Source organism: Streptomyces sp. AA1529 (genome assembly GCF_000280905.1).
Lineage (GTDB): Bacteria > Actinomycetota > Actinomycetes > Streptomycetales > Streptomycetaceae > Streptomyces.
This window is the reverse complement of sequence record NZ_ALAP01000071.1, coordinates 1-12,729: the sequence shown is the minus strand read 5'-3', so window position 1 is coordinate 12,729 and position 12,729 is coordinate 1. Positions and strand designations below refer to the sequence as shown.

12 protein-coding genes are annotated in these 12,729 nt (G+C 74.4%); 6 read left to right on the top strand and 6 right to left on the bottom strand.

Annotation, left to right across the window (positions count from 1 at the left end; all coding sequences use genetic code 11):
- Positions 1-31 precede the first annotated feature (31 nt).
- Positions 32-397 carry an antibiotic biosynthesis monooxygenase family protein gene (locus A949_RS0119985; RefSeq protein ID WP_026004852.1) on the top strand — a complete coding sequence of 122 codons (366 nt, stop codon included), beginning with the start codon at positions 32-34 and terminating at the stop codon, positions 395-397.
- Between the two features lies 1 nt (position 398).
- On the opposite strand, the gene A949_RS0119980 is transcribed toward A949_RS0119985, so the two are convergent.
- The 4 genes from A949_RS0119980 to A949_RS0119965 form a co-directional block, all read right to left on the bottom strand.
- Positions 399-1,058 carry an HAD-IA family hydrolase gene (locus A949_RS0119980; protein ID WP_019357800.1) on the bottom strand — a complete coding sequence of 220 codons (660 nt, stop codon included), beginning with the start codon at positions 1,056-1,058 and terminating at the stop codon, positions 399-401.
- Between the two features lie 205 nt (positions 1,059-1,263).
- Positions 1,264-2,451: a peptidoglycan-binding protein gene (locus A949_RS33975; RefSeq protein WP_158687608.1), complete on the bottom strand. Its 1,188-nt coding sequence runs from the start codon at positions 2,449-2,451 to the stop codon at positions 1,264-1,266.
- Positions 2,452-2,579: 128 nt separating this feature from the next.
- Positions 2,580-4,568 carry an MDR family MFS transporter gene (locus tag A949_RS0119970; RefSeq protein WP_026004851.1) on the bottom strand — a complete coding sequence of 663 codons (1,989 nt, stop codon included), beginning with the start codon at positions 4,566-4,568 and terminating at the stop codon, positions 2,580-2,582.
- A gap of 194 nt (positions 4,569-4,762) precedes the next feature.
- Positions 4,763-5,347, bottom strand: coding sequence for a TMEM165/GDT1 family protein (locus tag A949_RS0119965; RefSeq protein WP_019357797.1), 585 nt, complete (start codon positions 5,345-5,347; stop codon positions 4,763-4,765).
- A gap of 484 nt (positions 5,348-5,831) precedes the next feature.
- Between A949_RS0119965 and A949_RS0119960 the strand changes: the two genes are divergently transcribed.
- A complete protein-coding gene (locus A949_RS0119960; RefSeq protein ID WP_019357796.1) occupies positions 5,832-6,512 on the top strand; it encodes an HNH endonuclease family protein in 681 nt (226 codons plus the stop codon).
- Between the two features lie 146 nt (positions 6,513-6,658).
- Positions 6,659-8,377 (top strand): alkaline phosphatase D family protein, encoded by a 1,719-nt coding sequence (locus tag A949_RS0119955; protein WP_019357795.1) that lies wholly within the window; start codon positions 6,659-6,661, stop codon positions 8,375-8,377.
- Positions 8,378-8,423: 46 nt separating this feature from the next.
- Here the strand turns inward: A949_RS0119955 and A949_RS39195 are convergent, their stop codons facing one another.
- A complete protein-coding gene (locus A949_RS39195; protein WP_237735866.1) occupies positions 8,424-9,173 on the bottom strand; it encodes a superoxide dismutase family protein in 750 nt (249 codons plus the stop codon).
- A 204-nt stretch (positions 9,174-9,377) separates the two neighbouring features.
- Between A949_RS39195 and A949_RS33970 the strand changes: the two genes are divergently transcribed.
- Positions 9,378-10,202, top strand: a complete 825-nt coding sequence (locus A949_RS33970; RefSeq protein WP_019357793.1) for a VTT domain-containing protein — start codon at positions 9,378-9,380, stop codon at positions 10,200-10,202.
- Here A949_RS33970 and A949_RS33965 read toward each other — a convergent pair.
- Entirely contained in the window at positions 10,171-11,211 is a 1,041-nt protein-coding gene (locus tag A949_RS33965) for a chitinase (protein ID WP_192817155.1), read from the bottom strand. The genes A949_RS33970 and A949_RS33965 overlap by 32 nt on opposite strands.
- Positions 11,212-11,578: 367 nt before the next feature.
- Between A949_RS33965 and A949_RS0119935 the strand changes: the two genes are divergently transcribed.
- Positions 11,579-12,472 carry a glycoside hydrolase family 25 protein gene (locus A949_RS0119935; protein WP_019357792.1) on the top strand — a complete coding sequence of 298 codons (894 nt, stop codon included), beginning with the start codon at positions 11,579-11,581 and terminating at the stop codon, positions 12,470-12,472.
- Between the two features lie 4 nt (positions 12,473-12,476).
- The coding region (locus A949_RS33960) for a hypothetical protein (RefSeq protein WP_019357791.1) at positions 12,477-12,729 on the top strand (253 nt) is incomplete at its 3' end.

The window sequence follows — 12,729 nt, the reverse complement described above, 5'->3', positions numbered from 1 at the left end:
AGCCGGGGCCCCTCTTAGAAAGAGGTGTCATGTGCCTAGCGTGGTAAAGATCAACGCGCTGACCGTTCCTGCTGACCAGCGGGAGGTGCTGGAGCAGCGGTTCGCCGCACGCAAGGGCTTCGTGGAGGGCGCCGACGGATTCGAGTGGTTCGAGCTGCTGCGCCCGCTGGAGGGAAGCGACCGCTATCTCGTCTACACCCGGTGGCGGGACGAGGAGTCCTTCCAGGCGTGGATGAACGGCCCCATGAAGGAGGCCCACCAGCGGGCGAAGGGCGACGACGGCGGCGCGGAGGGCGCGGGGTCCGGCGAGGGGGGCGCCGAGCGGCCGAAGCCCGCGGCGACCGGCTCGGAGACCTGGTCCTTCGAGGTCGTGCAGCAGGCGCCGCCGAAGAAGTGACTCAGCCCTCGAAGGTGAGGCGCACCCGTCCGTCCTGAAGGCGGGTGGCGCGCACCCGGTCCAGGTCGGCGACGTGCACCGTGGGGCCGTGCTCCGCGGCGCGCGGGCCGACGCCGACGACCGGCATCCCGGCGGCCAGGCCCGCGGCGACGCCCGCGCCCGAGTCCTCGAAGGCGACGCACTCGTGCGGCGGGAAGCCCAGCTCGGCGGCGCCCTTGAGGAAGCCCTCGGGGTCGGGCTTCCCGGCGCCGACATCGGTGGCGGTGACCCGGACGGCGGGCATGGCCAGCCCCGCGGCCGCCATCCGGGCAGCGGCCAGCTCGGCCGTCGCGGAGGTCACCAGGGCGTGCGGCAGGTCCCGGACTGCCGCCAGGAAGGCGGGGGCGCCGGGCACGGGGACGATGCCCTCGGTGTCGGCGGTCTCCCGGGCCAGCAGGACCCGGTTCTCCGCGTGGTTCTGCTCCATGGGGCGGTCCGGCAGCAGGGTGGCCATCGTCAGATGGCCCTGGCGGCCGTGCGCGACGGACAGCACGTGATCGGGGTCGAGTCCCTGCTCGGCGGCCCAGCCCCGCCAGACCCGGGTGACGACGGCGTCGGAGTCGACGAGCGTGCCGTCCATGTCGAGCAGCAGCGCGCGGACGGTGAGCTGTGGTGCGGGCATGCGGAAGGCTCCCGGGGTCGCGGCCGGCGCGCAGGGCTCGCGCAGGGGCGGGCGGCTGGGCGGGCTCATGGGCGAGGAAGGACAGATGGCCCGCCCGCCGGTCAGGGACGCCCCTTCCGTCAGGCCAGGGGCACGGGCGGGACCATTTGTTTCCTCATCATACAAAGCGGGGGCGGCCACGGGCCAGTCCGGGCGTGCCCCCGGCTCATCCCGAGGTCCGGGCCTCCAGATGGCGGCGGGTCGCGGGACCGTATTCACCGGGGGCGTCGTCCCACAGCCGGTAGTGCGCCTGGTACCGGAAGACGGCCTCCTGGACGCGCGAGGAGTAGACGCCGTCCTCCTCGGCCCGCAGGTCGTAGTAGCCGGCCTGCTTCAGCCTGCGTTGCAGTTCGACGACCGCGACGCCGGAGTCGCCGGGGCGCAGCGTCTTCCCCGCGGGCCGCTCCGGGCGCTCCGGGCGCGGGCGCACCCGCTCCCGCCCCTCGGGCCGGTCCGTCGGCTCCGCCGCCTCCTCCCGCCCGCTCCCGGAGGGCGACGGGCTCGCCGTGTGCTTGCCGCTGTCGCGGTCGGCACGCGGGGTCGCCGGGGCGCTCGACCGGGAGGGGGACGGCTCGGGGCCCTCGCGCTGCGGCGTCGGGGTCGCGGACGGGGTGGCGGCGTGCGGGTCCTCGTCGGGCGCTCCGGTCGGCATGTGGCGCAGCGCGCGGCCGTCCGCGGCGCGGCTGCCGTCGTCGGTCAGCAACTGGGTGGTCAGCAGGCCGCCGCCGAGCACGGCGGCCACTCCGACCCCGGCGAACACCGCGGTGCTGGGTCTGCGGCGCTCGGCCATCCGGCGGTGCCGTACGGGGCCCGGCCCGTCGGCGGCGGGACGGTCGGCGCGGCCGGCACCCGCGGCGTCCGGCTCCCGGCCGTCCGGTCCCGTTCCGCCCCGCTCTGCCGCGTCCGGGAGTCCGGCCGTCTCCTGCGCGTCCGGGGCCGCGGGCGGAGCGAGGTCGGGCAGCGGTACATGGGCGTCCGCACGGGCGTCCGGCACCGTTGGCGGACCGGATCCGGCGGACGCGCCCGCCGGAACACCGCCCCGGCCCTCATCCGGGGCCTCCTCCTCCGGGGCCCGCGCCGGGTCGCCCCCCAGCAGGCGCACATAGGGGCGGATGTCCAACGGGTCGGCGGACGCGGGCTCCCGGGCGGTGCCCGGGACCGGCTCCCCGGCCTCCGGGCCGCCCTCCTGCCCGGCTCCGCCGCCGCAACCGGCCCGGTCGGCGGGCGGGCACTCCGCCGCGCTCCGGCCGCACCCGGGACATCGTCCGTCCCCCGCCATCCCGCTCCCCTCCCCCGGCACCAGCACGCCGTCCGGTTCACGGCCGCCGTGCCCGAATCGCCAGTAACTGTCCAACGCTGGACGATACGCGGTCCGGGTCGGTCAGGGTCAAGCACACCGGAAAAGCCGACGAGGCGGGAAAGGACCCACGGCGGACGAGTCGTCCGATGTCGCGACGCGCGCGGCCGCCCCGGCCGGGCGCTTCACCCGGGCCGGGGCGGCTGCGAACGGCCGCTCTCCGCGGTCAGTTCGCGCACCAGGTCGGTCAGGTCCGTGGGGCGGTCGGGCGTCCACCAGTCCCCCAGCAACGCGGCCAACTCCTGCTGCCGCGCGTCCGCGAGGTCCCGCGCCGCCTGCTCGCCGCGCGGCGTGGCCACCAGTTCCAGACCGGCCCGGGCCGCCAGCCCGCACTCCTCCAACTGCCGCGCCCCCTCCGCGACGATGTGCGGCGGCACCGACCCGGAGTCCTCCAGCAGCGCGGGCTCGACGGGACCGTCGTAGTGGACGCGCAGCAGCATCCACACGGCGGCGGGGGCGAGATCGAGTCCGGCACCGCGGGCGATCTCCGCGTACAGTCCGCGCCGGCCCTCGATGGTGCTGAGCCGCGAGAGGGCGCGGGTGACCTCGTCCGCCGAGTTGCGCTCGACCGGGCAGGCGCCCAGCGTCTCGCTCTCGTCCGGCACCTGCACGCTGCGGCGCAGCCGCTGCTGGCGCAGCAGCCAGGTCAGCGCGAACGCGAGCGCCGCCAGCGGCGCGGAGTAGAGGAAGACATCCGTGATGGAGGCGGAGTAGGCGTCCAGCACCCCGCGCCGGGCGCCGGGCGACAGCCGGCCGATCGACTGCGGGTCGCGCCGCAGGGTGTCGGGGCTGATCCCGGCGGGCAGGGCCCGGCCGCGCAGCGCGGCGGAGAGTTCGCCGCCCAGCCGGGAGGCGAACAGTGCACCGAAGACCGCCACCCCGACCGCGGCGCCCACCGAGCGGAAGAAGGTGATGCCCGAGGTGGCCACGCCCAGGTCCGCGTAGCCCACGGAATTCTGCGCGACCAGCACCAGGACCTGGAGCACCAGACCTAGGCCGAGGCCGAAGACGGCGAAGTAGCCGCCCATCTCCCACTGCGAGCTGTCCGGGGTCATCCGGTGCAGCAGGAGCAGCCCGACCGTGGTCACCGCGGTGCCCAGCACGGGGAAGGCCTTCCAGTGCCCGGTGCGGGTGATCAGCTGCCCGGAGAGGGTGGAGGAGAACAGCAGCCCCAGCACCATGGGCAGCATGTGCACGCCCGACATGGTGGGTGTGATCCCGTGCACCACCTGGAGGAAGGTCGGCAGATAGGTCATGGCGCCGAACATGGCGAACCCGACGACGAAGCTGATCGCCGCGCACAGCGTGAAGTTGCGCACGGCGAAGAGTCCCGGGGGCAGCACCGGCTCCGCCGCCCGCCGCTCGACCGGCACGAAGCAGCCCAGCAGGACCACCGCCAGCACCGACAGCCCGTAGACCTGCGCCGAGTCCCACGGCCAGGTGGTGCCGCCCAGCGAGGTGACGAGCACCACGCAGGTGGCGGCGGATGCGATCAGGAACGTGCCCGGGTAGTCGATCCGGTGCCGCTCGGAGCGCACCGGGATGTGCAGTGCGAGCGCGATGACCGCCATCGCGGCGGCGCCGATCGGCAGGTTGACGTAGAACACCCAGCGCCAGTCGAGATGCTGGGTGAAGAAGCCGCCCAGCAGCGGCCCGAGCACGCTGGTCGCTCCGAACACCGCGCCGAACAGGCCCTGGTAGCGGCCGCGTTCCCGGGGCGGCACCAGATCGCCGACGATCGCCATGGACAGGGTGATCAGCCCGCCGCCGCCCAGGCCCTGCACAGCGCGGTAGCCGATGAGCTGCGGCATGTCCTGCGCCGCCCCGCACAGCGCGGAGCCCACCAGGAAGATTACGATCGCGGCCTGGAAGAGGCGCTTGCGGCCGTACTGGTCCCCGAGCTTGCCCCACAGCGGGGTGGCCGCCGTCACCGCCAGCAGGTAGGCGGTCACCACCCAGGAGAGGTGGTCCATCCCGCCGAGGTCGCTGACGATGGTGGGCAGGGCCGTCGCCACGATCGTCTGGTCGAGTGCGGCCAGCAGCATCCCGAGCAGGAGCGCCCCGATCGGCAGCAGCACCCCGCGGGGCGCCGGTGCCGCGTGTTCCCCGCTCATACGGCCACGGTGCCGCGCCGGGGGAGGCCCGGCCCGCCGGCCGCCTCCGTTCGGGGGAGGGCGCGGCGGGCCGCGGGCGCCTGGTCACGACCGCGGCACAGCTGCTCCCGCGGCGGACCGGCGAGCGGTCCGGCCACGACCGGCAGGACCGGCAGGGCCGACAGGGGCCGCTCAGCCGCTACGGCACTCAGCCGCTACGGCGCGAGCGCCTCGTAGAGGCTGAAGGCGGCCAGTGCCAGCATCAGCAGCGCCGCCACCCGGGTGATCAGCCGCAGCGGGACGTACTTCATCAGGGTGCGGCCGCCCAGGATGCCCAGTGCGGCCACGGCCCACAGCGCGAGGACGGCGCCCAGGCCCACCGAGAGGGGGTCGTCGTAGCGGGCGGCGAGGTTGGCGGTCATGATCTGGGTCAGATCGCCGAACTCGGCGACCAGGATCAGCATGAAGCCGCTGCCGGCCACCTTCCAGAACGACTGGTCGGCGGGTGTGCGGGCCTGTTCCTCCTCGTCGTCGTCCTTCTTGAACAGCAGCACCGCTGCGCCCAGCAGGAACAGCACGCCCACAATGCCCTGCACCAGCCGGTGCGGCAGCAGGGTGAGGACGCTGCCCGCCGCGACGGCGAGTGTGACGTGCACGAGGAAGGCCGCGGCGACGCCCGCGAAGACGTAGGAGGCGCGGTAGCGGGTGCCGAGCATCAGCCCGGCCAGGGCTGTCTTGTCCGGCAACTCGGCGAGGAAGACGACGCCGAAGACGACGGCGGCGACGGAGAGGCTGAGCACGGGGTCCTCCGTGGTCGGGCTGCCGCACCGGCGCGAGCACACACTTCGGCACGGCAGCGTCATGGCTGTCCGTGCGCGGGGGCACGGGTGCGGACACTGCGGGCCGAAGGTCTCGCTGGCGCGGCGCCGCCGGCTGTGGCGGACGTCACGCTCCGGGCGCCGGGTCCGCACGCGGCGGGCCAGTGTGTCGACGGTCCGGCGAAGAGCTACTCCCCTTCAGACGCCTACGACTCTACGCGATGCCCGCCCCCCGACGCGATCGGCGCTCCGCCGGGCCGCTCCGGCGGGACCGGGGCAGCGTCGGCCGCGGTGACCAACTCCCCTACGGCGTCCGTCGGATGGGTGTATCGCGTGTGGCCGGAGGCGGATTCCCGGGCAGGCTCTTGATGTGACGTGCACACGACCGCCAGGCTGTGTGCCGCACGGTCCGAAGCAACGTCTCTCGAAGAACCGCTCGACTTCCCCCCACAGCACGGGAGTTCGCATGGCGCATCCGCACCGGACAACCCTCACCCGCTACGCGCGTCGACGCTGGACGGCGCTCCTGGCCGTCCTCGCCGCGGCCGTCAGCGGCCTGCTGGTCGCCCTCACCCTGGGCGCCTCCCCGGCCGCTGCCGAGCCACCCGCACCGCCGAGCGCGTCCGAGGCACGCACGATGCTCGACGGCCTGTCCGAACAGGCCGAGGGCTCGATGGACGGCTACTCGCGCGACAAGTTCCCGCACTGGAGCAGCCAGGGCGACAACTGCAACACCCGCGAAGCCGTCCTCAAACGGGACGGCGACGGCGTGGAGACCGGCGCCGACTGCTACCCGACGAAGGGGAGCTGGACCAGCCCCTACGACGGCGAGACCTGGACCGAGCCCTCCGACCTGGACATCGACCACGTCGTCCCGCTCGCCGAGGCGTGGCGCTCCGGTGCCTCCGGCTGGACCCAGGACAGGCGCGAGGAACTGGCCAACAACCTGGAGATCGCCCAGTTGCTCGCGGTCACCGACAACGTCAACCAGTCGAAGGGGGACAGGGACCCCGCCGAGTGGATGCCGCCCTCCTCCGGCTACCACTGCACCTACGCGCGGATGTGGGTCTGGGTCAAGGACACCTACGGCATGACGGCCGACGCCGAGGAGAAGGCAGCGCTGGAGGAGGTCCTCACCGGCTGCTGATCGGCGGGGCCCGGCCCGCGGCCGCCGCCTCCGGCGTCCGGGCGGGCCGGAACCGGCCGGAAACTGGTCGGACAGCTCCCTCGTTCCGTACGGTGCGGGTCCAAGGCCCGCACCGTACGGGTGCCACACGGACGAGGGAGATGCGCATGACCGGCCTCCGACTGGGCCCGCTGCTGCGCTACGTCGACCAGGACACCGCCACCGTCTGGGTGGAGACCTCCGGACCCAGCCGGGCCGAGGTGCACTGCGAGGGCACGACCGCGGGCGGCTCCGCCCGCACCTGGCAGGTCGCCGGACACCACTACGCGCTGATCACCGTCGTCGGACTGGAGCCGGGCACCGAGACCCCCTACCGCGTCACGCTCGACGGCGAACAGGTCTGGCCACTGCCCGAATCGCCCTTCCCCACCAGCACCATCCGCACCCTGCCGCCGCCCGAGGCGGCCCCCGAGGAGACGGCCCCGCTCCGGATGGCCTTCGGGTCCTGCCGCTGGGCCGCCCGCCCCGCGAGCTCCCGGCACGACCCCATGGGCCCCGACGCGCTCGACGCATTGGCCCACCAGATGCTCTCCGGCGGCCCGCGCCCGGACGTACTGCTGCTGCTGGGCGACCAGGTCTACGCGGACGAGACCTCCGAACGGGTCCGCACGAAACTCGCCCGCACCCGCGACCTGGCCGAGCCGCCGTGGGGACAGGTGGCCGACTACGAGGAATACACCGAGCTGTACTACGAGTCCTGGCTGGACCCGGAGGTGCGCTGGCTGCTGTCCACCGTCCCGAGCTGCATGATCTTCGACGACCACGACGTGATCGACGACTGGAACACCAGCGAGGCGTGGCAGCGCGAGATCCGCGCCACCGGCTGGTGGCGCGAGCGCATCCTGGGCGGACTGACCTCCTACTGGGTCTACCAGCACCTGGGCAACCTCTCCCCCGCCGAACTCGCCGAGGACCCGGTGCTGGCCGCCGTACGCCAGGCCGACGACGGGTCCGCGGCGCTGCGTGCCTTCGCCGAACGCGCCGACCAGGACCCGACCGCGGCCCGGTGGAGCTACCGCCGGGACTTCGGCCGGGTCCGACTGGTGATGATCGACACCCGGGCCGGCCGGGTGCTGCCCGAGAACGAGCGGCGGATGCTCGACGACGAGGAACTGGACTGGCTGCACGAGCAGGTGCTCGACGGCGGCCCCGGCGCCGTCGACCACCTGGTCCTGGGCACCTCGCTGCCGTGGCTGCTGCCGCCCGCCGTGCACGGCCTGGAGAGCTGGAACAACGCGCTGTGCTCGGGGGCGCGCGGACCGCGCTGGGCGCGGTTCAGCGAGAAGCTGCGGCAGCGCGCCGACCTGGAGCACTGGGCGGCCTTCCCGCGCTCCTTCCGGGCGCTGACCGAACTGATCGAACGGGTGGCGGCCGACCAGGAGGCCCCCGCCTCGGTCAGTGTCCTCTCCGGCGACGTGCACCACGCCTACGTCACCGAACCGGAGCTGGACGGGCTGAAGGTCTCCGGGGGCGGCCGCCGGTCCCGGGTGGTGCAGCTCACCTGCTCGCCGATACACAACGACATCCCCGCGGTGCTGCGCTCGGGCTTCCGCTTCGGCTGGAGCCGGGCCGGGCGGCGGCTCGGGCAGGCGCTGGAGCGGCACGCCCGCACCGAGAAGCCGCCCTTCCGGTGGCGCCGCACCGGAGGCCCCTGGTTCGGCAACATGCTGATGACGCTGACCCTGCACGGCCGCGACGCCTCCTACGCGCTCCACCAGGCGCGTCCGGCGACCTCGGCGCCGGACGGCACCCCCCGCTCCGGCCTGGAACGCGTCTTCACCGGCCGGCTCGACCAGGCCGACTCCGCCCCGGGCGGGGCGGGCTGACCCCCGCTCACACCAGGCGCCGGGCATCCGGCCGCCGCTGCGCGGATCAGCCGCCGCTCAGCGGCACGGTGAAGCAGCCCAGCCGGGCACCGGCCGCACCCGCATGCCCCTGCCCGGTCCGGGTCGCCCGCTCGTGCAGCACGACCGATCCGGCCCCGCCCGGCCGGAAGGTCCAGCCGTGCCGCGAGACGGCACCGCCCCGGCCCGCCGCGTCGGTGGTGACGTCGAGCCACACCTCGTTGCGCGGATTGGCGTGGCGGGGGTCGGTGGAGGGCTGCCGGGGATCCCGGCGGTGCTGGTAGTGCGGACCCGCGTCCCCGGGCCGGCCCCCGCACGGCCGGGTGTGCACATGGGCCCCGTAGGTGCGGTCCGGGAGCAGGCCGCGCACCCGCAGCCAGACGGTGGTGCCGTGCCGGGTGGCCCGTCGCGCCACCGTGATGCCGGCTCCGGCCGGGATCCGGGCCAGGTCGTAGGTGATCGCGTCGGGTCGGATGAAGGCGTTCGCGGGCGAGAACTGGTCCTCGCGCACCAGGAACGGCTGCCGCTCGGCGGCTTTTCCGGGGCCGGCGGTGCCGCTCGTCCCGGCGGTGCCGCTCGTCCCGGCCGCGCCCGCGGTCGCCCGGCGGGAGGCGGCGGCGCCGTCCGGGGCCGCGGGCCCGCCGGGGTCCGCCGCACGCGGCGGGAGGGCGTCCGCGGCCCGTTGCCCGGCCGTACTCGTCCCGCTCCCCGCGAGCAGCGCCACCACCGCCACGGTCGCGGCTCCCACCGCTCCCGCGGCGCGCATCCCTACCCTCATCCCGGCCTCCACTGCCGCACGGTGCTCCGCTGGTCCGATGTTGTGAGATCGACGCCCGGCGGGGCCGCAGGAGTGTCGCGGCACGCCCCCAGCGCCCCTGGGCGAGGGATCCGGGCGTACGCTGTACGGCGGTAGACCGCCGGACGGCGAGAGACCGGGCAGGGGAAGAAACGGGGACAAGCAGTGCCGGAAATCCTGGGGTCGGTGACCGGATCCCCGTGGATCTACGTGGTCATCGCCGTGTCCGTACTGCTCGATGTCTTCGTCCCCGTGCTGCCCAGCGGCGTCCTGGTGATCGCCGCCTCCACCGCAGCCGCCGGGACCACCGCGGCGGACGCCGCCGACCTGCCCAGCGCCGCAGCTCGCAGCGCGGCCGGGAGCAGCGAGCCCGTCGAGGTGCTGCTGCTGATGCTGTGCGCCGCCTGCGCCTCGGTGCTGGGCGACCTGGCAGCCTGGCGGCTGGCCTGGCGGGGCGGCGACCGCTTCGACCGGGCCGTCGCCCGCTCCCGCAGACTCACCACCGCGCAGGAGCAACTGGGCCGCGCGCTCTCGCAGGGCGGCGGCGCCCTCGTCGTGCTCGCCCGGTTCGCCCCGGCCGGACGCTCGGTCGTCAGCCTCACCGCGGGCGTGACACACCGCAGGGCACGGGAGTTCGTGCCCTGGTCGGCACTGGCCGGGGTGGCCTGGGCCGCCTACAGCGTCGGGCTGGGCTATCTCGGCGCCCAGTGGCTGGGCGCCAGTTGGCTGGGCACGGCCGTCTCGGTGCTGGCGCTGTTCCTGGCGGGCGGGCTCGCCGCCTACCTGATACGACGTGAGCCGGACTCCGGCGCCGATGTCGCGGCGGAACCGGAGCGGGCGGACACCGCCCGCGCGGAACCGGCACCGGAGGTGTCCAGCGCGGGCTCCCTGCTGCCCGGCCCGACCACGTTCCCGGTGCTGCCGGTCTTCGCGGTGCTCCCGGCCATGCGCGCGGGCGGCGACGCCGAGGAGCCCTCCGTCACCACCGCGCTCCCGTCAGCGCCCGGGTGAACTCCCACGGCCGCTGGGCCACTCCGGAACAGCGGTCGGCCGCCGGATAGGGCAGCCTGCCGCAGGGCCGGTCCCGGTTGACCGACCAGAACGCCAACCGGGCCAGCCGCCGTTCGCGCGCGTAGCGCGCGATGGCGCGGAAGTCCGCGACGGTGACCAGTTCCTGATGTCCCGTGATGCCGTTCATGGTGGAGATGCCGCTGTGCGCGTAGGCGGTGGCCGCGTCGTAGCCGTACGCCGTCCGCAGCCGCGCGGCCAGTCCCTCGGCCGCCCGCACCGTGGCGCGGCCCATGTCCAGTTCGCGCGCCTGCTGCACACCGCTCGCGGTGGTGGGCGGCCCGCTCCCGAAGGCGAACGGCATGATCGTCCAGGAGTCCGGCTCCAGTCCGGCCCGCGCCGCGGTCCCGATCAGCCGGGCGTCCGGCCCGCTCCGGCTGCTGGGCAACGTCACATGGACGGCGAGCCCGGGGTGGGCGGCCTTGACCCGCTTGAGCGCCTCCACCGTCCGGCGGCGGACCGCGGCGCTCTCGTAGGCGCGCGTCTCGATGTCGATGTCGATCGCGCGCAACCCGTAGGCGCGGATCACCTTCCGGTAGGCCCGGGCCAACGCCGCGGCGTCGGCGCAGTCCTGCTCCAGCTTGCGTCCGCCGCCGCCGCCGAAGGAGACGACGGGTTCGCCGCCCGCGACCCGCACCGCCCACAGGGCACGTTCGTCCGCCCCGCCGGTCAGCGGCCGCACGCCGTCCCAGCGCGGCTCGCAGTCGCCCGCGCTCAGCATGAACGCGAAGGTGAACCCGTCCGCTCCCGTCTTCCGCAGGACCGCCCCCGGGTCGGGCGGATCGCCCCAGCCCAGCGAGTAGTACGGCGCGACGACCGGCCGCGGGCGCTCCGCCGCCGCGGCCGGATCGCCGCTCCCCGTCGCCGCTCCCAGCACGGCGAGCACCGCCGGCAGCAGCACCACCGCCGTTCGGCCCGCCGGTCCGCGTCCGCGCGCTCTCGTCGCCCTCATGCCGTCCATCCCAGCCCGCGGCGGTCCGGCTGCCCGGCAGCCACCCCAGCAGTTCATACCAACTGATGAACATCTTTGGCCGATCGCCTCGCGCGGTCCGGCCGTCCGGCGCTCCGGCTGCCCGGCATCGCGGCCAGGGGCGGAGGCGGTGTCGGCAGCGGATGCGCCCGGACGGTCGCACGGCCGCGGGACACGATTCCCGCGGCCGTCCGCCGGCGGTACGGAGCACTCGGCCACCGCCGTGGGCCGGCCGCACCGGGGCGGCTTCTTCCGGATCGGTCAGGAAGAGGCGCTCCAGGGAGCTTCGACCGGTCGATTCGCGGGAAAGTCCGCAATATCACCTATGCGCCGGGCCCGGGAGCGGACGATGGCTGATCACATCAAGGGCATCGACGTGGCGTCGTACCAGTCCGAGAACTACGGCACACGAGGGCTGGACTTCGTCATCATCAAAATCACCGAGGGGACGTCCTACACGAACCCCAAGTGGGTGGCCCAGCGGCAGACCGGCCGGGACGCCGGGCTGGTCACCGGCTTCTACCACTTCGTCAGACCGGGCAGCATGAAGGCGCAGGCCGACTACTTCCTCTCGAAGATCAACCTGCGCGCCGGGGACGTCCTCGCCCTCGACTGGGAGGACCCGGGCGTCTCCTCGGCCGACAAGGACGCGTGGATCCGATACGTGCAGGGCAAAGCGGCCGGGCACCGGGTCATGCTCTACTGCAACGTCGACTTCTGGCTGAACCGCGACACATCCTCGTTCGCGGGCGACGGGCTGTGGATCGCCCAGTACAACGGCCGCCCCGGACAGCCGAGCATCCAGCACCCGTGGCTGCTCCACCAGTACACCAGCGACCCCATCGACACCAATCTCGCCCGGTTCGACAGCCGCGCGGCGATGCGCGCCTGGGCGACGGGCAGCCAGGAGGACGACATGCCCAGCCAGCAGGACCTCTACGACGGAGTGTGGGAACTCGACGGCCAGATGACCGTGCCCTGGGGCAGCGACACCAATCCCGAATGGAAGCCCAAGAGCGTCCTCATCCACATCGGCGAAGTCGCACGGGAGACCCGGGGCCGCGTCAAAGGGCTGGAGAACGCAGTCGCCGAACTGACCGCGAAGGGCGCGGCCCGGGACGCCGTTCTGGCGAAGCTCGCGGAAGGCGGCGGACTGACCGCCGCCGAGGTCCAGGCCGCGGCCGAGGCGGGCGCCCGGGCCGCCCTCGACAGGCTGGCGGACGCACTCACCGCGGAGGAGTGACCCGATGCAGGTGGACACCAAACGCGCCATACGCACCGTCCTCCAGACCGCCGTGGCCCTGGCCGTACTGCTGCCGGCGATCGTGGAGGCGTCCGGAATCCCGGAATCCCTGCCATGGGTCGCCGGATCGCTCACCGTCGCCGGAGGCCTGGCGCGGGTCATGGCGCTCCCCGGAGTGCAGCGGCTGCTGCCGGAGTGGCTGCGCACAGGAGGCGATCCGGACGGCGCCCCCGACGGGCCGGGGCAGCTCCGGACCC